Genomic DNA, 23,246 nt, shown 5'->3' on the forward strand with positions numbered 1-23,246 from the left:
GAGAAAAAACAAATTTATCAAGATATATTTCGCACTCCCGATTATTTTTGGTTTGACCCAGAAAGCCTAGAATTTGAAGGATTTACTCTAATTAGCGGTCAATATCAACCGATTGCACCCAATGCTCAGGGACGGCTCTGGAGTCAACAATTAGGCTTATATTTGGGTTTATCTGCCAATAAATTGCGCTATTTTACCCCCGAAGGGGAATTAGTACCCACTCCCGCAGAAGCGGCACAACAGGCAGAAACCCAAGTTGAACAGGAAAGGCAGAAATCCGCAAAATTAGCGGCTAAACTGCGGGAATTGGGCATAAATCCCGATGAAAATCTCTAATCTCCCCCTTTCAACCCTTGCACTTAATTAGATAACCACATCGTTGCTCACCTTGATTGATCCAGTGAGTCCGTTCGATCGTACAATCGGGAAGCAGCATGGCAAACATTTCTAATTCATGGCCACAGATACTGGGATAGGAACCGGCGACCTCAGCAATAGCGCAATGATGCTCGGCCAGGATATAACTATTTTCTGCTTCCAGTGCCACTAATTCTGCCATATAACCCTCCTCTTGGCGAATTTCCAGCAATTTTCTCATTCTTTCCCCTAAAGACCCCTTGCCGAGGCGCAATTGATATTCTGCCGCTTTGCGTTGCCACTGTTTTTTGAGAATTTCCCCCACCTGTTGCTCTCCCACCGTCTCCACGAGAGTATTGAGGAAAGAAACGGCGAAATTATCGTAATTATGGGGAAAACGGCCACGACCTTGACGACTGAGACGATAAATGTGCTGGGGCCGTCCTATCTTATTTTGTACGGCAAAATATTCTATCAGTCCTTCCTCCTCCAAATCCTTAAGATGGCGGCGCGTCGCTTGCGGACTAATACTTAACTCCTCAGCCAAGTCTTGGGCAGTAGATTGACCGTTTTTGAGCAAATATTGCAGAATATCGTCTTTCGTCGAGGCGGGTTGAGTCGTGGTCATGATACCAAAAACAGAGGCTTTAGCGTACAATTGCTGAGGGTCAAGGAGCGGCCAACTACCCTTCCAGAGTAACCTGAATAACAGAGGTTTACCAGCATCCTCTCAAATTTTCCCTGACTTTGACAACAGCTTTGTTGTTAATCTATTATATAATCAATTTAAACAACTTTATTGTTGTTTAACTGCCTCCCCTGCCTACCGCGTAGAGAGAACACTAACCCCCATGAGTGCAACCACCGTTAAAAACCTCGTTAACCAACCCTACAAGTACGGTTTCATCACCGATATCGAATCGGAAACCATCCCCCGCGGTTTGAATGAGGAGATTATTCGCCTAATTTCGGCGAAAAAGAAGGAACCGGAATTCATGCTCGATTTTCGTCTCCGGGCCTACCATCAATGGCAAAAGATGACCGAACCCAGTTGGCCGCACGTTTCCTATCCTGCCATTGATTATCAAAATATTATCTACTACTCTGCACCCAAACAGAAAAAAGAAAAACTCAACAGTCTTGAAGAAGTTGACCCCACTTTAATCGAAACCTTTGAAAAATTAGGCATTCCCCTTTCGGAACAAAAACGCCTTTCTAACGTGGCCGTCGATGCTATCTTTGACAGCGTTTCTATCGCCACAACTTTTAAAGAAAAACTAGCAGAACAGGGGGTTATTTTCTGTTCTATTTCAGAAGCTTTACAGGAACATCCTGAATTAGTACAAAAGTATCTCGGCAGTGTAGTTCCCGTGGGTGATAATTATTTTGCCGCTCTTAATTCGGCCGTTTTTAGCGATGGTTCCTTTGTTTTTATCCCCAAAGGTGTCGCCTGTCCTATGGAATTGTCCACCTATTTTCGGATTAATAACGGTGAGACGGGACAATTTGAAAGAACTTTAATTGTCGCTGAAGAAGGGGCATCGGTAAGTTATTTAGAGGGTTGCACCGCTCCGATGTACGATAGTAATCAACTTCATGCCGCCGTTGTGGAATTAGTCGCCCTCGATAATGCGGATATTAAATATTCGACGGTGCAAAATTGGTACGCTGGCGATGCCAATGGGAAGGGAGGTATTTACAATTTCGTCACTAAACGGGGTCTGTGTAAAGGAGTTAATTCTAAGATTTCTTGGACGCAGGTGGAAACTGGTTCGGCAATTACTTGGAAGTATCCCAGTTGTGTCTTAGTCGGCGATAATTCCGTCGGGGAATTCTACTCAATTGCCCTAACTAATAACAAACAACAGGCCGATACAGGTACGAAAATGATTCACATTGGCCGCAACACCAAGAGTACGATTATTTCTAAGGGAATTTCGGCGGGTAACTCCCAAAATAGTTATCGCGGGTTAGTGAAAATGGGACCGAAAGCCAAGGGAGCAAGAAATTACTCCCAGTGTGATTCTATGCTGATTGGAGATAATGCCGAAGCTAACACTTTTCCCTATATTCAGGTGGATAACAACAGTGCTAAAGTAGAACACGAAGCTTCTACCTCTAAAATCGGTGAAGACCAATTATTCTACTTCGCACAACGGGGTATTTCCGAGGAAGATGCTGTCTCTATGTTAGTCAGTGGTTTCTGTAAGGATGTCCTCAGTAAATTACCGATGGAATTCGCCGCCGAAGCTGATAAACTCCTTAGTCTCAAGCTAGAAGGAACCGTCGGATAATCAATAAAGTAGGGTGGGTTAGGCGATAGCCGTAACCCACCAAAAGCTAAGACAATTTATCCATCAATTGATGATTCGCCGTCAACCACCAAAACTAATATTTTTGTTCTAGAAAAACATCTCATGAGTGAAGTAATTTTATCGGTAAAAAATCTGACCGCTAGTATTGACGGAAACCAGATACTTAAAGGAGTTAACCTCGAAATTAAAGCAGGTGAAACCCACGCAATTATGGGGCGCAATGGCTCAGGAAAAAGCACCTTTTCCAAAGTAATCGCTGGACATCCCGATTATGAAGTAACTGGGGGAGAAATAATTTATAAAGGCGAAAACCTTTTAGACAAAGAACCCGATGAACGAGCGCTTATGGGGATCTTTCTCGCTTTCCAATATCCCCTAGAAATCCCCGGCGTTAGTAACCTCGATTTTCTTCGCGTTGCCTATAATGCCAGACAAAAATATTTAGGTTCGGAAGAATTAGATAGTTTTGACTTTGAGGAATTAGTCGAGAAAAAACTAGAAGTTGTCCAGATGAATCCTAGCTTTCTTGGCAGAAGTTTAAACGAAGGTTTCTCCGGTGGTGAGAAAAAACGTAATGAAATACTACAAATGGCTTTATTAGAACCTACTTTAGGAATTCTCGATGAAATTGACTCCGGTTTAGACATCGATGCTTTGCGAATTGTTGCCCAGGGAGTCAATCACTTAGCTACTCCCGATAACGCTTTTTTACTTATCACTCACTATCAGCGTCTGCTCAACTACATTGAACCCGATGTTATTCATGTTATGTACGATGGGCGCATTGTCACCAGTGGCGGTAAAGAATTAGCTCTTGAATTAGAAAGAACTGGCTACGATTTCCTCGATGAACAAGTATTAGCCGTTAAATAATCTAGCTATCAGTTATCAGTAGTCAGGAGATTATTTTTACTTATTCTCCCCCTCTCCTCTCTACCCTCTCCCCAATTCATAATTCATAATTCATAATTCATAATTCCCACACCCCAAACCCCACCCCCTCTTACCAATGACAGCCATAATCACGAAACCTGAACAATCAGGAGAATTATTGTTAAAATTGTCGCGAGAAACGGTTCCCACTATCGATAACGGTAAAATTCTCGAATTAAGAGAATCGGGAGCCAGTAAAGCTCAAGAATTAGCCATTCCTGGCAGAAAAGATGAAGAATGGCAATTCACCGATTTAAGTCAACTCTGGGCGATCGATTTTCGCGCCCCCCAAACCGTTACAATCGATAAAAATGCCCTAGCTGTTTTTTTACTGCCCGAAGCCAAAAACAGCCACCTAGTCTTCGTTAACGGCATTTATCAGCCCGAATTGTCCGATATTTCCGCTTTACCCCCCGGTGTCAGCGTCGGTAATCTCGCCAATGCACAAAAAGATGTTCTTGTCAACTATCTAGGCAAAGAAAAAACACCCGAATTTTTTACCGCACTCAACCAAGCTGGACTAAGCGATGGGGCAGTAATTCACGTCACCGCTAACACCGTCGTCACAACCCCGATACATCTCCTATTTATCACCGTTGTGGAGGAAATTCCCCGCTTTTATCAGCCCCATAGCCTAATCGTGGCGGAAACTGGAGCTAGTGTCAATATTATCGAGAATTACGGAGCTTTAGCCGAACATTGCTCCGATTTACCTGTAAATTACTCTTATTTCACCAACGCTGTCACGGAAATTTACCTCGAAGCCAACGCCGAGGTTATCCATACCAGAGTACAACGGGAATCGGGAGATGGTTTTCACATCGGACGCACGATAATTGAACAAGCGCACGATAGCCGTTACACTCTCAACGAGATAAATCTAGGAGCTAAACTCTGCCGTCATAACCTCGATGTCCTGCAAAAAGGAGCACAAACCGAGACAAATCTGTACGGATTAGCCATGATTACCGGACAACAAACCGCCGATACCCACAGCGCCATCTATCTCAACCATCCCCACGGCATCACCAAGCAACTGCATAAATGTATAGTTGATGGTAGCGCTCACGCCATCTTTAATGGTAAAGTGTTTGTTCCCAAACCCGCCCAATTAACCAACGCCTCCCAGTTAAATCGGAATTTGTTAATTTCTAACAAGGCACGAGTCAACACCAAACCGGAATTACAAATTACCGCCGATAACGTCAAATGTTCCCACGGGGCAACCGTTAGCCAACTGGAAGCCGATGATTTATTCTATCTGCAAAGCCGGGGCTTAAGTGCCGACACCGCCCGCAGTTTGTTAATTGATGCTTTCTCGGCCGAGATTTTAGCTAAAATTCCTCTAGAATCCCTCCGCCAAAGATTGGGGCAATGCGTCGCCTGTCGCAGTGTGGAATAACTCTACCGGGGTGGGTGTCAACCCGCCCAAAGTACCCCTCTGACTCCTGACTAAAATGACAATTATCCAAGAAAAAACCCTCGCCCAAAAAGTCCGCGCCGATTTCCCTATCCTCCATCAAACCGTACACGATAAACCCCTTATCTATCTCGATAGTGCCGCCACTTCCCAAAAACCAATTCAAGTATTAGAAACCCTGCGAAACTATTACGAAAAAGATAACGCCAATGTGCATCGGGGGGCGCATACTTTAAGTGTCCGGGCAACGGAAGCCTACGAAGGGGCCAGAGATAAGGTGGCTAGGTTTATTAATGCCGCTTCTCGTCAGGAAATTGTCTATACTCGCAACGCCACGGAAGCGATTAATTTAGTCGCCTACAGTTGGGCATTAAATACCCTGAAAGCAGGGGATGAAATTATTCTCTCGGTGATGGAACACCACAGTAATTTAATCCCTTGGCAAATTGTCTGCCAAAAGACGGGAGCAGTGATTAAATATGTGCAGTTAACCAGCGAAGAAAGCTTTGATTTAGAACAATATAAATCCTTGTTATCTGACAAAACTAAATTAGTTGCTGTCCTCCATGTTTCTAATACATTAGGCTGTATTAATCCCGTTGCCAAAATAGTCAGCCTTGCCCATCAAGTCGGTGCGAAAGTATTAATTGATGCCTGTCAAAGTGTCCCCCATTTAGCCATTGATGTGCAGTCCATAGATTGTGATTGGTTGGTGGCTAGTGGTCATAAAATGTGCGCCCCCACCGGTATTGGATTTTTGTATGGCAAAGAGGCGATTTTAGAGGCAATGCCGCCCTTTTTTGGTGGTGGCGAAATGATTGCAGAAGTCTATTTAGACCATTTTACCTGTGCCGAACTGCCCCACAAATTTGAAGCGGGAACCCCCGCTATTGGCGAAGCGATTGCCCTCGGTGCTGCGGTAGAATATTTAATGGGTTTAGGGATGGATAATATTCATGCCTACGAAGAAGAGTTAACCGCCTATTTGTTCAAAAAATTAGGAGAAATTGAGGGTTTAAGAATTTACGGGCCATCACCTAGTTTAACGGGCCAAGGTCGGGCTAGTTTAGCCGCCTTTAATGTGGAAGGGATTCATGCTAGTGATTTAGCTACTTTATTAGACCACGAAGGAATTGCTATTCGTTCCGGTCATCACTGTACCCAACCTCTACACCGCCTTTTTGATGCTTCCGGCAGCGCGCGGGCAAGTCTATATTTTTATAATACCCGCGAAGAAATTGATAGCTTTATTGTCGCTTTACAGGAAACTATTGATTTCTTTGCCAATTGTTTTTCTTAGGGGTATCTCTGGCCCCTTTTCCTGTTCTTAAAGAGTGAAGGAAGTTACTTATTATTATCAAGGAATTTGTCCCGAAACGGGCGAGTTATTGCGCTTGCCCCGCACTCTTTTGGCTGAAAAAATCGCCCAAGATTTGATGACAACTATCACCAATCCTCAAGGTAAAATGTATGGGATTTTGTTAGGAGAAAATGCCGCTGGCGAAATAGAAATTTTAAAAGCTTTTTCTGGACAGGGAGAAGCTGCTGGCTGGGTTCCGTCCCTAGTGGGGAGAGAAAAAATTATGCTGGAAGAAAAGCGAGTTTTGCAACTTTTAGAAACAATTAAACAGGAAATTATTGACCTACAATCAATTCCCGAACATAATTTATATCGACTCAATCAAGCAAATTTTGAGCGCAAAATACAAGCTTTACAGCAACAACATCAAACCCATAAACAGGAACGAGATAGATTAAGAAATTTAGGAAATTTAAACCCAGAAGAATTAGAAAAATTAAATAATATCAGTCGTCAGGAAAAAAGAGCAAGAAAGCAATTAAAACAGGAACAAAAACAAGTTTTAGAACCCTTAATTGATAAAATAAACGTAGCCAATCAGAGAATTATTGAGCTTAAGCAACAGCGTAGAAAACTCTCCAAACAGTTACAGGAATTGCTGTATCAATCCTACTGTTTAAACAACTTTTCTGGACAATCTCTCTCCTTAGCTAAATTGATGGGCAGTAATTTGTTACCGACGGGAACAGGGGAATGTTGCGCCCCGAAATTATTAAATTATGCCGCTATGAAAGGATTAAAACCTGTCGCCATGGCCGAATTTTGGTGGGGAGAATCGAATCGAGATAGAAAACAGGGAGAATTTTATGGCGCTTGTCAAGAAAGATGTCAACCTCTCATGGGTTTTTTACTTTCTGGTTTACGTTCATCCCTAGAAATTATCTACGAAGACGAGGGAATAATTGCTATTAATAAACCCGCAGGATTATTATCGGTAGCAGGACGTTATCAAGATAGTCAAGATGCTGTGGTCAATCGTTTTCGTCGTCAGGGAAAAAATGTCATTCCAGTTCATCGTTTAGACCGAGAAACTTCTGGTATATTATTACTAGCTAAAAGTTTAGATATTTATCGTTGTTTATCCCAACAATTTCAACGGCGAGAAGTGGAGAAAATCTACGAAGCTATATTATCAGAAATTATTGAGCGAGAATCAGGTATAATTGACCTACCTCTCTGGGGAAATCCGCAAAATCGACCCTATCAAACTGTGGATTGGCAAAGGGGAAAAGCTAGTCAAACCTATTTTAAAGTTGTCGGTAAAGAAGGCAATTATTCTCGGCTAGAATTTATTCCCTACACGGGAAGAACCCATCAAATTCGCGTTCATAGTCAAGCGGGATTAGGGATAGGAATTTTAGGCGATCTTTTGTATAATGGTAAGCAGTCCGACCGTTTACACCTACACGCTAAACAATTATCTTTTCGTCATCCTCAGACCGAAAATAAACTTGATCTAATCATTCCCACCCCCTTTTGAGAGCTATAATTGCTAACAGCAACAAATTAGCTATCTAAATGGAGCAAGAGGACTCCCGTTAAATTTCTCCTTAATTAGGGTCTGCTGAATAAATCTAAAAACCTTGTTGGATAAGAATTTTAGACTTTTTTCCCATCAAAAAGTGCCAGACATTGGGGTGATCGGGGGGGAAATTTAGGCACTTTTTCCCTGAAAATTAGGTAATTGACCCCCTGAAAATGGGCAAAACCCTACACCCCACACCCCACACCCCACACCCTGCCCCCACGAAAAACTCTTTCAGTAAACCCTAATTAAAGGCCGCCTTGATCGATTTTTACCCTAGATTGTGCTATAGTTAGAAGTTGGCATTTTTTAGGCAGAGAGCAATTACAGGAGGTGAATTAGGTTAATGACCCAAGTGGTAGTTGGTCAGAACGAGGCGATCGAATCAGCCCTACGTCGTTTTAAGCGACAGGTAGCGAAAGCGGGAATTTATGCGGATATCAAAAAGCATCAATTTTTTGAAACCCCTCAAGAAAAGAGAAAGCGTAAAGCAGTAGCCCGAAGACGACAAAGAACCCGTCGTCGTTAAATTCCACCAGTCAGAAGCTGAATAAAGGCTTCTGGCTGTCTTTTATTTTGATCGGGTTTTGGGGGCTGGGAAACAGATTAGGGACCAGGGGAGTAGGGATAAAACAGCTGATGGCTGTCTCTTGCCAGAGTGCCTATCTCTACTGGGAAATTAATTCTGCACGACTACTTAAAACTCAACCCTTTGACCATAACTTAGGAGACTTTGTAGGGTGGCGAGGCGATTTTCCCAGACTTGTATTTGATAGGCAGATAAATCTTTTTGTCTGGACATCACAGATTTAAATTGATAGCTAAATCGCTTTAAAGCATTTTGAGTTAAAGTCAAATTGCGAGGGCTGGGATTAGTAGCTAATTGTTCTAATAGATTAGCCATTTCGTCCACTTCTTGCCCCCAAGCTTTTAAGGTTCGCTCCTCCATTGCCCATAGATTATTCACTATTAAAAAACTCCACTCTTGACGCAGAGAATTAAACCGCACCGCTGCCGTTTTAAAGGGTTGACGGTGAGGTAAAGGTTCAGCTTTTTTGGTAATTATCGATCCCTGAATGCGATTAAGAATTGTTTGCAAGTTGGGATTGAGATTTTCTGTGGCAAAAAGAGCGAATCCCGAAGTGGGAAGATTGCGAATAAATTGTAGTTGATCGATCATGACTTGATCGGGTACTTTTAACAGACGGATACCTGGTATAATCAGAGCATTTCCTGCAATTTGGCGATCAAATAAAGACTGAGTTTTTTCTTCTAAAGTCCCTGTATCAAGAGCATAAGTCATTAAAAAGATCAGGTCTATCCATTGATTTTGTCCCCATTCTTCCCAGTTTTGCTGAATACGATATAATCGTTCTTTTTGTTCTAGGGGAAACACCGCCGCCGACATTTTTAAGTGGGGGCGAATCTGTTTTAAGCGAGTAGAAACCTGCGAAACAAAAGTATCAACCTGACGGATTTTAAAGCTAGTCCATTGTTCCCATAAAGCACCCCGGGGATTTAAAGTAATGGGATCAACTCCCGTCATTTGTTTAAATAACCAACGGCTGGATTTACCATAACCATAGGTTTGATTAGAATTTTGATTCTGGAAGGGATAGCGAATATAATCTAACTGCAAGCCATCCACATCGTAATTCTTGACAATCTCCTCGTAAAGAGATAAAAGATAGTTTTGTAGGTCGGGATTAGCAGGATCAAAAAAGGCCTTTTTCGTGCCTTGACTGTAATCAAAAGAACCACCACTTTTATTAGTTGCCCCCCAATCGGGATTACGCGATAAAACCGGACCGAGATAATCTAATGGTTGCTCTAATACTTTATTATGAGCTTGATTAGCCGCCGCAAAAACCCACACCCAAGCGTGGATTTCCATATTGCGTTCATGGGCTAATTTAACGGCAACTTTTAGGGGATCCCAACCTCTGGTTAAAGGATTTTGTTCGGGGGCAACTTGACTGGGATAAATAGTATAACTAGCATTAACTGTCTCGAAAAAGACCACATTAATACCCGCTGCCGCCATGCGATCGAATACTTTAGCTAAATCCTCCTCATTTTTAGCTTCTACGATCGTGCCTCGATCTAACCACATTGCCCGTATTTCTGGTTGGGCAAATTGTCGATTAGTGGGATAATTATCCCAAAGATTTCGCCTCGCTTGTAACCAAAATTCTCGCGCTTGGGTATAGTCCCCCTGAGCGATTAAATTCTGAAAATTATTTAAGGTTACTTGGGCATTTTCTAGGGCTAAACGGAATCGTCTGGCGGTATCTGTGGTGGGGGAGTTTTTCGCACGATCATGAAATGCTTGTGCTAGGGATTTATCAGTAGTTAAGGTGTTATTATTGCTGGCCTCTAAAGCTAAGAGAGTCGCTCCATAACGCCCGATTAATCCCTGCAATTCCGCCGTCATTTGGCTAATTTGTTGAGGAGTTAGACTTGCTCTGGGGGGAATTGCCTCGGTATTCGGACTTAATCTCGCCGTTTCATTACCTGAAGTTTCCGCAGTCGGGGGTAGAGGGGGACGGGGTGCGGTCGCTGTTGGTGTATTGTTAATATTATTAACTATTGTTGAGTTTCCTTGACAATAGGGGGCAATTGTGTTAACAGAAGAACTGCGATTAATGCCGTAGCGTTGCAGGGAGGTTTCTAGCCAAGCGCTATCGAGGGCGAGATTAGCGACGGCATCGCTGCCCCAGCGCCAACCGAGAAAGATCGAGTTATTATTGAGGACAACGGCGGGGGGATTGTTGCGCGCTCCCCAGACGGCAACGGTTTGGCTATTAACTCCCGTGGGGATAACCACACCACCGAGGAGACTGCTGGCTAAAGGTTTTTGGTTTTTCAGTTCACCTAAATTAGTCGGCCGCAGGGTGTAAGCTTGGGAGTGAGGATAAGCCCAGTAAGCCCCAAATAGCGATCGCAATTGATCACGCACCGCAGGTTCCGAAAGATTTCCCGCCGGACCGGTGACGATAATTTTACCACCGCGATTCAGCCAACGACTCAAGACACTAGCTTGTAAACCGGAAATAGTCTCGACGTTGGGGATGATTAGAACCTTAATTTTATTTAAATCCGCGTCGCTTTGCCACTGATTACTCTGAAGAATGCAGTAATTAACCCCGACATTTTGCAAACGATCAGTGATAGCTGTCCATTGATTGGCATTTTCTTGACTTTTTAACACTGCCACCGGTGTCGCTAAAACTGGGATCGGTAGTAAGACAGCAACACAGGACAAGAGGCAGGCAATTAGGGGCTTGTTAAAAAGATGATCAAGACGGAAGAACGATCCCAGCACGTTTTTTTCTCTTAATTTTTTTGGTTAACTCCTCCTGATCTTACCCAACTTAGCCAAAAAATAGTATCTTGGGGAACAAAAATTGCGTCTTAGTCGTCTGCAACGCGGGTGTTGGGGTTTTAGGGTGTTGGGGTTTTAGTTGAAATTCCCCATTCCCCCATTCCCCCATCTCCCCATTCCCCCATTCATAATTCATAATTCATAATTCATAATTCCCCATCCCCCCATTCCCCCATCTCCCCCATTCATAATTCATAATTCATAATTCATAATTCCCCATCCCCCTACAACTGTAAAGACAATTGCCGAAAATGATCGCCGCGATGTTCAAAACTTTGGTATTGGTCAAAACTAGCGCAAGCGGGCGATAATAACACCACTTTAGCCTCTTTTGCTGGTCCTAGTTCGGCTGCGCGTTGAACTGCCCTGTCCATCGTTTCTACACATTCATAATCTTGATAACCTGCTGACTGTAAACGACGGGCAAAATCGGCGGCAGCGTCACCAATAAGCAGCACGGTGGCGACTTTTGCCTTAATTTCAGCGATCCAAGCCCGATCATCCCCGGCTTTCGCTTCTCCCCCCGCGATTAAAATCGCCGGACTAGGGACAGATTTTAAGCCCACTGCGGCGGCATCGTAGTTAGTTGCTTTACTATCATTAATAAAGTCTAGTCCTTTATAAGTACAAATGTACTCTAGACGATGGGCAACCCCGGGGAAAGTAGCGATCGCTTCGGTAATGGCTTTTTTCTCGATTCCCGCCAATCTAGCGGCGGCCACAGCCATAAGCAAATTCTGCTGATTGTGACTACCCACCATTTTCAGCAGATTAACCGGGGCAATTAACTCCCCAAAAGCCACGATCCAGTTATCTTGCAGATAAACACCACGACTAGGATCGCCCAAAAGCGCCTCTTTGCCCTGCACAGAAGTCCAGTAAGCTTGTTGCCATTGACTAACACCGATTTGACGCAGATAGGGATCATCACCGTTGAGGATTTGGCGATCGCTTCTTTGCAGTAAAGAGGCTTTAATCTGATAATAATTTTCCAGAGTTTGATGACGACTGAGGTGATCGGGGGTAAAAGTTGTCCAGATGCCGATTTTCGGAGATAAATCCCGACTGGACTCGATCTGATAACTACTAATCTCTGCAATAATCCAATCGTATTTATCGGCTTTTAAAGCCAATTCACAGGCAGCATAGCCGATATTACCGCAGGAAGGGGCATTTAACCCCGCTTTTTGAAAAATAGCGGCACAGAGGGCGGTGGTGGTGGTTTTGCCGTTAGTTCCCGTAATCCCCAACCAGGGGGAAGATTGCAGATAACGCCAAGCTAATTCTAATTCTCCGATCGTATCGATGCCTTTTTCTCTGGCAGTAATTAAAATCGGGGCATCCCAAGGCACCCCGGGGCTAACCACGATAAGATCGGGCAAGTCCGAAGCCTCTAGACTGAGATTTTGACCAAGATTGACAATAATTCCTTCCCTTTCCAGATTGGTTTTGGTTGCTTGTAAACTGGGAGAATCAGAGCGATCGCTTAATGTCACCTGCCAACCATCCCGTTTTAAGCATCTTGCCGCCGCTATTCCCGATCTTCCCAATCCAATAATCGCCGCTTTCGCCATCTTGTTGCCACTCTACTCAAGAGTCAATTTTCAGCAATCTCTATCCTACTGTGGATTAGGTCGAGTAATAACTAGGGTTTGCGGCAAAAAGTTTTTCGGTGGGGGCAGGGTGTGGGGTTTTAGGGATTTTGAGTGGGTCAATTACCTAATTTTCAGGGAAAAAGTACCTGAATTTTCCACCCGATCACTCCCAGATCTAGTACTTTTTGGAAACCAAAAAGTCTAAAAGTTTTACCCAACAAGGTTTTTAGATTTATTGAACAAACCCTAGCTATCTTCCAAGAAAACAAAATTCTCTCGCTTACGTCTAGATCGATAAAATAAATGCAAGTACAATCTCTATAACAACGCTCCCTATTTATGAATCTAAAATCATCCTTAAAATTTACCCTACTGTTTTCACTTCTAGGGAGTTGTCTCCTGACTACACCGAGTCAAGCGACTCTCTTTGAACAAAGAGAAGTTAATCAAGAGGATTTTATCGCTATTGCCCGACCCTACGGTAACGGTAAATACGATTTACTGATTTTGCAACAAATCCAGGGAAAACGCCAATGTTGGGCGGTAAATGGCACAGAACCGACCATTGTTCAGCCTCTGCTGCTCGATTTCGATTTTACCGGCAGTTGTGAACGGGCCACCGACAGTAACGGTTATTCCCTTCGCATTCAGGGCAAAGATTACGGTTTAGAATACCTGCTGCGTATCGTACAACGCAACGGGGAATTAGTCCTCGTAGGAACCCCCCGCAATCCCAGGCAATCGGAGGTAATTATTGGACGGACAAAAGGTTTAGGGAGCGGTTTAATCCAAATTTATCTCATCGATGGCTGGCGCTTTACTAAACGTAGTCTAGCTGGTCAAAATCTCAGTCATATCTATCTAACTGCCGATAGTCCCAGTTTCAATCCTCCCCCGGAATTACTCGCGGGGACCCAATCGTCTATCCCCCCCACACCCCCCCCCAGAGAATCCGTCAAAGCAGAAACACCCGTTAACCCTCCTGCTAATCCCGAAGTGCGAGAATATACCTTTACCGCTGCAGAAACAGCAGTAGAGAGCAATCCTGAGCCAGTGGTCACTAATCCAGTACCAGAGCAAAATTCTACCCCAGCACCCCCAGTTACCTCTAATTTACCTCCCCTGACTCCTCCCAATGCTCAGAATAATAATGCAATTGTACCACCACCGCCACCGCGCAACCTAGGCAATCCCAGAAGTTTATCAGACGTAATCACTTTTAATCGACCCGCTGCTAATCCCAGTAGTGGCAATACTAGCAATATTGGCCGCAAAGGCTTTAAAGTAGTAATTGAAGCTAAAAACGAGAGCGATCGCAGCAAAGTTCGTTCTCTCTATCCCGACGCTTTCCCCACTTCCCACCAAGGTCGTCGCGTCTGGCAAATAGGCGCGTTTAGTAGTCGTGATAAGGCTGAAAACGCTTTACAAAGTCTTGCTCCCCTGCGCGGATCGATCGTACCATTTTAGGGAACGCTGGAACTGCGGAACGGGTAACAGATTGGGGAAATGGGGAAATGGGGGAATTTCAACTAAAACCCCAAAACCCTAAAACCCTAACTCTCAACTCCGGCCTCCTGACTTGAAAGAGGGTGTAGGGTGTGGGGTGTGGGGTGTAGGGAAGGAAACCTCTTTCCTCTGTGGGGGTGAAAATTTTTTCATCGGGACTGACTCCCCAGACTCCTGACTTCTAGAGTAACTGATAACTGATAACTGATAACTGATAACTGAAAACATGGAAATATCAGAACTAAAAAAAGGTATCGAGATAGTAGGATCGCGCCTGGGTAAAACCCAGGACTATCTTTGACTTACCCACTTTAAGGGCTAAAATTAAAGACTTAGAACAGGTGGCAGCCGTCCCCACTTTTTGGGATAATCCCGATACTGCTCAAAAAACCCTGCAAGAACTAAATGAATGTAAATCTTCTTTAGAAACCTATCAGGGTTGGTGTGAACAATTAGAAGATACTAAGGCAATTATCGAGTTATTAGAATTAGAATCCGATCGAACTTTACTAGAAGAAGCGACGGACAATTTAACTCATTTACAGCATGACCTCGATCGCTGGGAATTGCAACAACTTTTAAATGGTCCCTACGACGCAAAAGGAGCGGTTTTAACGATTAATGCGGGGGCTGGGGGAACCGATGCCCAAGACTGGACAGAAATGCTCCTGAGAATGTATTCTCGCTGGGCCGAGAAACAGGGTTATAAAGTCACTTTAGCCGAAATATCAGAAGGAGATGAAGCGGGAATTAAATCGGTGACAATTGAGATTGCTGGAACTTATGCTTACGGTTATCTGAAAGGAGAAAAAGGCACCCATCGGTTAGTCAGAATTTCCCCTTTTAATGCCAATGGTAAACGTCAAACCAGTTTCGCTGGGGTGGAAGTAATGCCAATTTTGGGCGATGATGCAGTGAGGGTAGAAATTCCCGATAAAGATTTAGAAATTACCACCACTAGATCGGGGGGAAAAGGTGGACAAAATGTTAATAAAGTAGAAACTGCCGTGCGTGTGGTTCATCTTCCCACAGGCATCGCTGTGCGTTGTACCCAAGAGCGATCGCAATTACAAAATAAAGAAAAAGCCCTCGCTTTATTAAAAGCGAAATTGTTAATTATCGCTCGGGAACAACAGGCTCAAGCGATCGCCGAAATTCGCGGCGATATGGTGGAGGCCGCTTGGGGCAATCAAATCCGTAACTATGTTTTTCATCCCTATCAATTAGTTAAGGATCTCCGCAGTAATGTGGAAACCACCGATGTTACCCGGGTAATGAATGGGGATTTAGATAGCTTTATTGAAGCCTATTTACGTTTGGGGGGGAACAGTGCAGGTTATACTGATTCCTAAGATGAGAGCAGCTCTATTTTCTCGCAAATTCTGTTCTTATTGGCTTGTTAAGCTATTTGTCCTCTACTAAGAAGAAAAATCAATGGTTATTATCGAGATTACCAATGTGGAAGAAATATTGAGCGCAAAAATTGGCTCTTTCGCCGCTAAAATCGTCCAAGCTCTAGCAGATGATGAAGGGAAAGTGGAAGAGGTTCTCATCAAAGAATTACAGGCTAATTTTCAGGAAAGGGGGATTAAAGCTAATCTGTTTAGCGTCACTGGGTTAGATATGCTCGGCAATGGCAGGCTAGAAGTTAACGTTAATGTTCGTTCTGCTAATATGATGTCCTAAGAGAAGATAAAATCGCCAATGGTTGGGTTTAACTATGTTTAACCCAACCTTATTTTGGTAGTTACCGTCAAAAGCAATGGCAGCGAAGATCGAGGTTATAATAAACCCACAAAATGTAATGGTCCTTGACCAGTAATTAATTCGATAATAATTGCCAGAAAACCGATCATCGCTAATCGACCATTCCACACCTCGGCTGCCGTTGTCATTCCCCATTCCCAACGCTCCTGGGGATACATTTTCATATTCGCTTTCGGATGGGTAATTTGCTCGAAAGTGGTAGGTTTCTCGTCTAGGGATTTTACCACTAACTGGGAGAGAGATTCGATAAACATCGGGTGAGTGTTAAGAGCCGGTACTCGCTGAAAATGTTCAATTCCCGCTTCTTCCGCCACTTCTCGGTACTCTATATCGATTTCTTGCAGAGTTTCGATGTGTTCCGAGACAAAGCTAATCGGCACGACCAATAAATTCTTAATTCCCTGCTCTCCCAACCCTTTTAAAGCATCTTCAGTATAGGGTTTTAGCCATTCCACCGGACCGACGCGACTTTGATAGGCTAAAGTGTACTGATTGGGGCGGTTTAGAGTACGCATGATCGCCCTAGTGCATTCTTCAATTTCCCTTTGATAGGGATCTCCCGCTTCCTCCACATAACTTTGGGGGACACCATGGGCGCTAAAAAAGATATGTACTTGGTCAGGATTAGCACACTGCTCTAACTCTCGCGCAATCAGATCCGCCATAGCGCTCAGATAGGTGGGATGATCGTACCAAGAGGGGATGAGAGTATATTCCGTCAAACGCAGATAGGGATCCTGCTGCCACATTTCCTCCAGCACACGAAAACTGGAACCACTGGTGCTGATGGAAAATTGGGGATAAAGGGGAAGAATAACCAATTTTTTGATATGATCCCGTTTAATCCGCTCGATCGCTTCTTCGGTGAAGGGATTCCAGTAACGCATCCCGATATAAACGCTCACCTCGCGGCCCATTTCCGCGAGACGTTGTTGCAGTGCCGTGGCCTGTGCTTCCGTAATCTTGAGTAAAGGGGAGCCACCGCCGATCTGACGGTAATTTTCTTGGGATTTACTCGCTCTTAACGTCGATATTAACCAAGCTAACGGTTTTTGTAATCCTTTGATCGGTAAACGGATGATCTCTGGGTCAGAAAAAAGGTTAAATAGAAAAGGACGCACATCCTCTAACCGCTCCGGCCCACCCAAATTTAATAATAAAACGCCAACGCGACCCATAGTGTTAACAGATAATTTTTAAATTTTCAGATTCTTTACCAAGTTTAACAATATATCGGTGGAACCGTTAAAACAAATTACAGGCTACAGAGAACTTAATCAAATCTTGGAGGTTGATCTTGGCTACAATTTTACGTCCCCTCAGTTATCAATATCAATGGCTTTACGATGGTATCTCCCGTCTGGCTGCCCTAGCGGTGGGTGGGGAGTCTCGTTTTCGGCAATTGGCCCTAGAAGGTTTAAAAATCGCTAAAAATGACCCTATCCTCGATCTCTGTTGTGGTGCGGGTCAAACCACCCGTTATTTAGTCCCCCTATCCGATCACTGTACCGGTTTAGATGTCTCTCCCCGGGCCCTGGAGCGAGCTAGTTTAGCGGTGCCGCAAGCGCATTATGTGGAGGGATTAGCCGAAAAAATGCCCTTTAGTGCCGGAGAATTCGCCTTTGTTCATACTAGCGCCGCTCTCCACGAAATGGAACCAGAGCAGTTACAGGAAATCCTTAAAGAAGTGTATCGAGTTCTCAGACCGGGGGGAATTTTTGCCCTCGTGGATTTTCATCGACCCACTAACCCGCTTTTTTGGCCTTCTTTGGCCCTATTTTTGCAATTATTTGAAACCCATACCGCTTGGCAATTTATCGATAGGGATCTGATCCAATCTTTACAGGCGATCGGTTTTCGTGATTGTCAACAAAAATTATACGCTGGTGGCAGTTTACAGGTGATTCAAGCGGCCAAGTGAAGGGATCGGCCAAGCAAGATTTTCAGAGGCAGTCGGTCAATTATACTAAATAGGGCAACGGTTTTTTGAGCAAGCTGAGTTCGATCGACTCGCTGCCAGTTATTTTTGAGAAGTTAATGACTAGAGCAAAAATTCTACAACCCGATTTAATTTTAGGGGATACGATTCTCGGTCTCACTCTGGAGATTTTGAGTCAGCATCAGATTAAGGGATTGATTCTCGATGTGGACGATACCCTTGTTCCCCTTCAGGAAACGACGGTTTCTGACGATTTACAGCGTTGGGTCGATTCCTTGCGTCTTTATCTACCGATTTGGTTGGTAAGCAATAATCTCAGTGAAAATCGCATCGGTGCGATCGCTGATAATTTACAACTTCCCTACCTCCTCGGTGCGGTGAAACCCTCTCGACGCAAACTCCGGCAAGCGATGGCAGCTATGAGTCTCCCCCCCCAACAAATTGCTATGGTTGGCGATCGCTTGTTTACCGATGTTTTAGCGGGAAATCGTCTGGGAATGTTTACCATTCTGGTGAAACCAATGGTAAATCCCTTGACGGGGGGGGCAGCTTATCCAATCCACGATTTTGAGGTGTGGATATCACAAATTCTCGGCGTTTCCCTCCATCCGCAGCATTACTTCATAAAACCTGACCAATCCTCACAAAAGTAAATATTAAAAAATACTTAAGTATAGAGGTAAATGGCGAAAAGTAGAAAATACTATAGATGATTTGAAATGAGGTCAGCCGAGATAAAGACCTTAACGAAAATATGGCACGGGAATTCCCCACTCTCAGCCTAGCGCAGTGGGGATGCCCCGATGGCCTCCTGTCTGCTTTTCAAAAAACATATACGCTGATCAAAATACCGAGGAAATGATCTGTGTCTTCCGGATCAAAGGCAGTGGTCATGATTTTAGTTTATTTAAAAAAAGTCGAGTTCTTTTTCATCTTTTAACTACCAGCATAGAAGACAGTAGTTACCAGGGAATATCTCAATATCATAGTAATATTTATACACCGAAAAATAGAAATTCACAGGCTTAGAAAAGTAGTATAACAAGGCTTTAGCCACAAAAAAAATTATCATTGAACCTATAAACAGTAAACTCAAAATCTTGAAAATATTACCCTGTAAATATCGAAATAGTCGTCTAAGATATGGTTTAATAGTTAACTTGTTAGCGGCTATTTATAGTTATGAGTTAGGGATAAGTACAGAGGCTTCTTAAAAGTTGCCAAACATTAATCAAGTCAAGGGTAATTTATTCTCAATTTTTATAATTGAGATGGTTTGTGCTGCTTAAATAAAGAGGTTTTGATAACCAAATTAAAGCATCTCTAAAGAGTTTTGAGTTAAAAGTTAAACTTCAAATTTTTATTCAGAACCAATGTACTGATTAGCTATTTTTTTGGGAAAATTAGTTAGTCTATAATTATAACATATAATTAGGGTTTGCGGCAAAAAGTTTTTCGTGGGGGCAGGGTGTGGGGTGTAGGGTGTAGGGTGTAGGGTTTTAGCGATTTTCAGGGGGTCAATTACCTAATTTTCAGGGAAAAAGTGCCTAAACTTCCCCCCGATCACCCCAATGTCTGGCACTTTTTGATGGGAAAAAAGTCTAAAATTCTTATCCAACAAGGTTTTTAGATTTATTCAGCAAGCCCTAATTAATTTGCAAGAGTTCTAGTAAACTGTACTGAATTTAAACTGCGTATTAAAAATTTTAGTACAAATGCTCAAACTGCCTCTCCCTGCTCCCTGCTCCCCTGCAATCTTAACGAGTAATTTAGATATAGCAGTTTTCATCAGAATGAGGCATGGGCAAGGGGCTTAAACCCTTTGTTGGCAAAACTTGTCGATACCTCAGTAACGTGAAAAGCGCTATAGTCAACAGCTTAATCAGTGAACTGATAACTTGCATCTGATAACTGATAACTGATAACTGATAACTAATTCAAGGCTGACAGCTAAAATAACCGATCATCGAACTAGCTGAAGCATTGATCCCCGTGGTGTGGTACTGTCAATTCAGTGTATTTATCTGCACTGGCTTAAGATTTGTCGCTATTGCCCTCCCCTTCTCCTGTCGCTCTTTTTGAGGCTTTCTATGACCGACATTCCTTTCACCCTAGACCAACTGAGAATTCTCAAAGCGATCGCCGCCGAAGGAAGCTTTAAACGGGCGGCAGATACCCTGTATGTCTCCCAACCGGCGGTCAGTCTTCAGGTACAAAACCTCGAAAAACAGCTAAATGTGCCTTTATTTGACCGGGGCGGTCGGAAAGCTCAATTAACAGAAGCGGGACACCTACTCTTAAGCTACGGCGAAAAAATTATCACTCTCTGTCAAGAAACCTGTCGGGCGATCGAAGATCTACAAAATCTGCAAGGGGGAACCCTAATCGTCGGTGCTTCTCAAACCACGGGAACCTATCTTCTTCCGCGCATGATCGGTCTGTTTCGGCAAAAATACCCAGAAGTATCCGTACAGCTACAAGTTCATTCCACCCGTCGCACCTCTTGGAGCGTTGCTAACGGTCAAGTGGATTTAGCCATTATCGGGGGGGAAGTTCCCGCCGAATTACAAGAAACCCTGCGGATTATCCCCTACGCAGAAGATGAACTGGCTTTAGTCCTGCCGATTTTTCATCCGCTGTCTAAGGTAGAAATGATTCAAAAAGAGGATTTATATCGACTAAAATTTATCACCCTCGATTCCCAATCGACGATTCGCAAAGTCATCGACAAGGTTTTAACTCGTTGCGAGATCGATACCAAACGCTTAAAAGTGGAGATGGAACTTAACTCGATCGAGGCGATTAAAAATGCCGTACAATCGGGTTTAGGGGCGGCTTTTGTCTCGGTAACAGCGATCGAAAAAGAACTACAAATGGGAGTTATCCACGCTACCCGAATTAAAGATGTGGAAATACGACGCACTTTGTCGGTAATTATTAACCCGAATCGTTATCGATCAAAAGCTGCCGAAGCTTTTACCCTAGAAATACTACCCCAATTCTCCACCTATCCCGAATATCTGGCTGACGACCACAACTTTGAACCGATTCCTAACTCGCAAACCGCCGAAATTATTAGTAAATAAGTCGCTCGATACGGGCAAAATCTCCCTCCGAACATTTAAGCTATCTCTTAGGAAAATTACTGCCGGGGTAAATTACTTTTTTATCGACTTTAATCCAATGGAGACTTTCTAAACGACTTCTAAGATTAGTAATAGTTACTCCCAACTCGTCGGCGATCGCATACAGATGTCCCCATTTCGTCAAGTCACGTCCCTTGATGGCTTTCTCTAACTCACTCATCGGCATTAGTAAACAACTGGCAAAATATTGAGCTTGCCATTCAATTCTTTGGCTAGAATCAACTGTCCGACACAGAAAAGGTTGAATTGTCTCTAAGGAATCTCCCTGATTGATTCGCTCGAAAAAGTTAGAGACAGCGGTTTGATTAATATGAAGGACAAAATGACCAATTTCATGAGCTAAACTCGAATTTTTAAAACCTTCTTTTGCTAGGGATGAATTTTGGGAATCTTTTAAGAATTTTACATCTTCATTGAGAATAATTTTCTTTTCTGTGGGAATAATCATTGCGGCGATTTCTCCCTCTTTATCTGGCTTTATATCCGTCCATTCAATAGCCAAATCAAAATGATCGGCTGCTGCTTCCGCAATATCGCAATTTTTTAAGGGACGACGACGATGAGCTTTTACTTTCTTAAGAATATTGTCTGCCTGAGCTTCAATCACTGTTTTGGGAATAAAACTATAGGGTTTAATAATATCCAAGATATCTACTCCTGCTCATCTAATTTTGTCGCCTCAGAAATGACTTTTTTAGCAAAATTGGGATTGTCTTTCATGCGACGCAATAAAATCGGCATTTGTTGGTATTTTTGAACTAATTCTTTGAAGACTTTTTGATCATCTGAACTCAGTCGTCCCGCTAATTCTCCTAATTTTTGAGCATTTAATTTTAAATGAGTCGCTAAGGACTCAATAACCTGCTGACTAGGAGGATAACCCGCATGATCATTTTCTAGCTTCGATAGATAGGTATAGTCCACCCCAATCAACTTAGCTAGTTCTCTCTGACTATATTCTTCCTCTCGACGAGCTTTGCGGATAACCTGTCCAAATGTTTCTGACACTGCTTTTCTCTCAATCGCTCAAAAAAAATTATATCAAGGGTTGACTATTTCAGTCAACATAGGCTAGAGTTAGTTTATTGGTGTTGATTATTTTAGTCAACACCAGAGCAAACACTGCCGTATCATCCTAGCATTATCCTGACCGAGGGGAAAAATTGTGTCCTGTCAGTTTCCCAAAAAGCCTTGGTATCCTCCGATGAGCTATAGTCTTTGGCGATCGCTTAAACCGGCGATTGGCTATGAGAATTGGCATTGTCAGACAAAACGGGGGTTTGAAAAAGCGCGAAACAAAGAACCAGAAGTTCAAAGATTACTATCGCAAGATAATCAAGTGCAAAAAATTGGTAAGTTGGCACAACGAGGAGTTTTTGAGTTTCATCAAGAGCCGGCGAGATTATCCGGTTCTGATGGGGTGGAACAAGTCGCAGAAATCCTGCAATTAAATCAAGAATATCCAGAAATTAAAGCCAGGGTTTTAGTAATTTTAAACAATTACTATCAACAACCAATTTTATTGAATAAAGAGATTATTAATTTATCTAGAGGCGATGAAGGTTATCCAGAACCTATTGTTATCGAGCAGGGTAACTATCGGTTTAATTTGTCCGCTGCCTTTGATTGTATTTTTAGAGAAGCTGATGACACTATACATATTTTAGATTTGAAAACTGGTCAATCTAATTTTGATCGTCGTCAGGCTCATGTTTATTTACTGGCGGCTAGTTACCTTTATCCTCAGGAAAAAATTGTCGCTTCTTTTTACAACTTAGAAACCCAAACAAGCTCAGAAAATATCTCCCTGTCTTCCGAGGCAATAGAAGCAGTTAAAATCGAACTAGCTTTCCTGTCGAGAAAACATCAGCAACAACTAAAAAAATATAAAGATCACCTCGAAGATTTTTATCATATTTTCCCGCCCCAAAGTGGCTATGCCTGTCGTTATTGTCCTTTTACATCGATTTGTGATTATGCAAATAAGGAGGTTTAGAT

At 43.1% G+C, this 23,246-nt stretch carries 20 protein-coding genes and 1 pseudogene; 15 read left to right on the plus strand and 6 right to left on the minus strand.

Going from position 1 to position 23,246, the window contains the following annotated elements; translation table 11 throughout:
- Positions 1–336 (plus strand): Uma2 family endonuclease (locus LW728_RS12585; RefSeq protein ID WP_287766856.1); only part of this gene is annotated, 336 nt, incomplete at its 5' end.
- Positions 337–346: 10 nt separating this feature from the next.
- On the opposite strand, the gene sufR is transcribed toward LW728_RS12585, so the two are convergent.
- The gene (sufR, locus tag LW728_RS12590; protein ID WP_002804342.1) at positions 347–985 is read right to left on the minus strand and encodes an iron-sulfur cluster biosynthesis transcriptional regulator SufR; all 639 of its coding nucleotides are present in this window, start codon (positions 983–985) and stop codon (positions 347–349) included.
- A gap of 223 nt (positions 986–1,208) precedes the next feature.
- Between sufR and sufB the strand changes: the two genes are divergently transcribed.
- From sufB to rpsU, 6 genes are all read left to right on the plus strand, one after another.
- A complete protein-coding gene (gene sufB / locus LW728_RS12595) occupies positions 1,209–2,651 on the plus strand; it encodes a Fe-S cluster assembly protein SufB (protein WP_002804340.1) in 1,443 nt (480 codons plus the stop codon).
- A gap of 123 nt (positions 2,652–2,774) precedes the next feature.
- The gene (gene sufC, locus LW728_RS12600) at positions 2,775–3,545 is read left to right on the plus strand and encodes a Fe-S cluster assembly ATPase SufC (protein ID WP_002795094.1); all 771 of its coding nucleotides are present in this window, start codon (positions 2,775–2,777) and stop codon (positions 3,543–3,545) included.
- A gap of 136 nt (positions 3,546–3,681) precedes the next feature.
- Complete coding sequence (sufD, locus tag LW728_RS12605) at positions 3,682–5,007, plus strand: Fe-S cluster assembly protein SufD (protein WP_287766858.1); 1,326 nt, start codon at positions 3,682–3,684, stop codon at positions 5,005–5,007.
- A gap of 55 nt (positions 5,008–5,062) precedes the next feature.
- On the plus strand, positions 5,063–6,325 hold the full coding sequence (locus tag LW728_RS12610) for a SufS family cysteine desulfurase (protein ID WP_287666773.1): 1,263 nt from the start codon (positions 5,063–5,065) through the stop codon (positions 6,323–6,325).
- Between the two features lie 34 nt (positions 6,326–6,359).
- The gene (locus LW728_RS12615; RefSeq protein WP_002801234.1) at positions 6,360–7,865 is read left to right on the plus strand and encodes an RluA family pseudouridine synthase; all 1,506 of its coding nucleotides are present in this window, start codon (positions 6,360–6,362) and stop codon (positions 7,863–7,865) included.
- Positions 7,866–8,256: 391 nt separating this feature from the next.
- Positions 8,257–8,439 (plus strand): 30S ribosomal protein S21, encoded by a 183-nt coding sequence (gene rpsU / locus LW728_RS12620; RefSeq protein ID WP_002738938.1) that lies wholly within the window; start codon positions 8,257–8,259, stop codon positions 8,437–8,439.
- Between the two features lie 168 nt (positions 8,440–8,607).
- Here rpsU and LW728_RS12625 read toward each other — a convergent pair whose 3' ends face one another.
- Together LW728_RS12625 and murD are read right to left on the minus strand one after the other, a co-directional pair.
- Positions 8,608–11,235 (minus strand): glycoside hydrolase family 10-like protein, encoded by a 2,628-nt coding sequence (locus tag LW728_RS12625; protein WP_287766859.1) that lies wholly within the window; start codon positions 11,233–11,235, stop codon positions 8,608–8,610.
- A 284-nt stretch (positions 11,236–11,519) separates the two neighbouring features.
- Positions 11,520–12,869 (minus strand): UDP-N-acetylmuramoyl-L-alanine--D-glutamate ligase, encoded by a 1,350-nt coding sequence (murD, locus tag LW728_RS12630; RefSeq protein WP_287666765.1) that lies wholly within the window; start codon positions 12,867–12,869, stop codon positions 11,520–11,522.
- A 360-nt stretch (positions 12,870–13,229) separates the two neighbouring features.
- On the opposite strand from murD, the gene LW728_RS12635 reads away from it, so the two are divergent.
- The 3 genes from LW728_RS12635 to LW728_RS12645 all read left to right on the plus strand — a co-directional run bounded on the left by LW728_RS12635 (position 13,230) and on the right by LW728_RS12645 (position 16,082).
- Positions 13,230–14,357: a DUF3747 domain-containing protein gene (locus LW728_RS12635; protein ID WP_287766861.1), complete on the plus strand. Its 1,128-nt coding sequence runs from the start codon at positions 13,230–13,232 to the stop codon at positions 14,355–14,357.
- Positions 14,358–14,622: 265 nt separating this feature from the next.
- Positions 14,623–15,748, plus strand: a protein-coding gene (gene prfB, locus LW728_RS12640) for a peptide chain release factor 2 (protein WP_157404742.1) whose coding sequence is annotated in 2 segments (ribosomal slippage) — positions 14,623–14,694 and positions 14,696–15,748 — 1,125 coding nt in all. Because the reading frame shifts where the segments join, the coding sequence is not laid out codon by codon here.
- Positions 15,749–15,830: 82 nt separating this feature from the next.
- On the plus strand, positions 15,831–16,082 hold the full coding sequence (locus LW728_RS12645; RefSeq protein WP_002739055.1) for a DUF8653 family protein: 252 nt from the start codon (positions 15,831–15,833) through the stop codon (positions 16,080–16,082).
- 95 nt (positions 16,083–16,177) lie between these two features.
- Here LW728_RS12645 and hemH read toward each other — a convergent pair whose 3' ends face one another.
- A complete protein-coding gene (hemH, locus tag LW728_RS12650; protein ID WP_004163720.1) occupies positions 16,178–17,341 on the minus strand; it encodes a ferrochelatase in 1,164 nt (387 codons plus the stop codon).
- A gap of 119 nt (positions 17,342–17,460) precedes the next feature.
- Here hemH and LW728_RS12655 point away from each other — a divergent pair, with 119 nt between their 5' ends.
- The 4 genes and pseudogenes from LW728_RS12655 (at position 17,461) to LW728_RS12670 (ending at position 21,188) form a co-directional block, all read left to right on the plus strand.
- Positions 17,461–18,084 carry a class I SAM-dependent methyltransferase gene (locus LW728_RS12655; RefSeq protein ID WP_287666754.1) on the plus strand — a complete coding sequence of 208 codons (624 nt, stop codon included), beginning with the start codon at positions 17,461–17,463 and terminating at the stop codon, positions 18,082–18,084.
- Between the two features lie 116 nt (positions 18,085–18,200).
- Complete coding sequence (locus LW728_RS12660) at positions 18,201–18,755, plus strand: YqeG family HAD IIIA-type phosphatase (protein WP_002747783.1); 555 nt, start codon at positions 18,201–18,203, stop codon at positions 18,753–18,755.
- Between the two features lie 178 nt (positions 18,756–18,933).
- Positions 18,934–19,316: pseudogene (locus tag LW728_RS12665) on the plus strand (transposase family protein); the annotation flags it as partial.
- An 876-nt stretch (positions 19,317–20,192) separates the two neighbouring features.
- Positions 20,193–21,188 (plus strand): LysR family transcriptional regulator, encoded by a 996-nt coding sequence (locus LW728_RS12670; protein ID WP_002801237.1) that lies wholly within the window; start codon positions 20,193–20,195, stop codon positions 21,186–21,188.
- A 40-nt stretch (positions 21,189–21,228) separates the two neighbouring features.
- Here LW728_RS12670 and LW728_RS12675 read toward each other — a convergent pair whose 3' ends face one another.
- The gene (locus LW728_RS12675) at positions 21,229–21,894 is read right to left on the minus strand and encodes an ImmA/IrrE family metallo-endopeptidase (RefSeq protein ID WP_002801238.1); all 666 of its coding nucleotides are present in this window, start codon (positions 21,892–21,894) and stop codon (positions 21,229–21,231) included.
- A gap of 5 nt (positions 21,895–21,899) precedes the next feature.
- Positions 21,900–22,256, minus strand: a complete 357-nt coding sequence (locus tag LW728_RS12680; protein WP_002801239.1) for a helix-turn-helix domain-containing protein — start codon at positions 22,254–22,256, stop codon at positions 21,900–21,902.
- 196 nt (positions 22,257–22,452) lie between these two features.
- On the opposite strand from LW728_RS12680, the gene LW728_RS12685 reads away from it, so the two are divergent.
- Complete coding sequence (locus LW728_RS12685) at positions 22,453–23,244, plus strand: PD-(D/E)XK nuclease family protein (protein WP_043997751.1); 792 nt, start codon at positions 22,453–22,455, stop codon at positions 23,242–23,244.
- Positions 23,245–23,246: the final 2 nt, after the last annotated feature.

Origin of the sequence: Microcystis sp. 49638_E5 (genome assembly GCF_021300285.1) — a bacterium.
GTDB lineage: Bacteria > Cyanobacteriota > Cyanobacteriia > Cyanobacteriales > Microcystaceae > Microcystis > Microcystis aeruginosa_C.

Coding starts and splice junctions, on each gene's coding strand:
- sufR (WP_002804342.1), bottom strand. CDS start 985: ATGACCACGACTCAACCCGCCTCGACGAAAGACGATATTCTGCAATAT.
- sufB (WP_002804340.1), top strand. CDS start 1,209: ATGAGTGCAACCACCGTTAAAAACCTCGTTAACCAACCCTACAAGTAC.
- sufC (WP_002795094.1), top strand. CDS start 2,775: ATGAGTGAAGTAATTTTATCGGTAAAAAATCTGACCGCTAGTATTGAC.
- sufD (WP_287766858.1), top strand. CDS start 3,682: ATGACAGCCATAATCACGAAACCTGAACAATCAGGAGAATTATTGTTA.
- LW728_RS12610 (WP_287666773.1), top strand. CDS start 5,063: ATGACAATTATCCAAGAAAAAACCCTCGCCCAAAAAGTCCGCGCCGAT.
- rpsU (WP_002738938.1), top strand. CDS start 8,257: ATGACCCAAGTGGTAGTTGGTCAGAACGAGGCGATCGAATCAGCCCTA.
- murD (WP_287666765.1), bottom strand. CDS start 12,869: ATGGCGAAAGCGGCGATTATTGGATTGGGAAGATCGGGAATAGCGGCG.
- LW728_RS12635 (WP_287766861.1), top strand. CDS start 13,230: ATGAATCTAAAATCATCCTTAAAATTTACCCTACTGTTTTCACTTCTA.
- LW728_RS12645 (WP_002739055.1), top strand. CDS start 15,831: ATGGTTATTATCGAGATTACCAATGTGGAAGAAATATTGAGCGCAAAA.
- hemH (WP_004163720.1), bottom strand. CDS start 17,341: ATGGGTCGCGTTGGCGTTTTATTATTAAATTTGGGTGGGCCGGAGCGG.
- LW728_RS12660 (WP_002747783.1), top strand. CDS start 18,201: ATGACTAGAGCAAAAATTCTACAACCCGATTTAATTTTAGGGGATACG.
- LW728_RS12670 (WP_002801237.1), top strand. CDS start 20,193: ATGACCGACATTCCTTTCACCCTAGACCAACTGAGAATTCTCAAAGCG.
- LW728_RS12685 (WP_043997751.1), top strand. CDS start 22,453: ATGAGCTATAGTCTTTGGCGATCGCTTAAACCGGCGATTGGCTATGAG.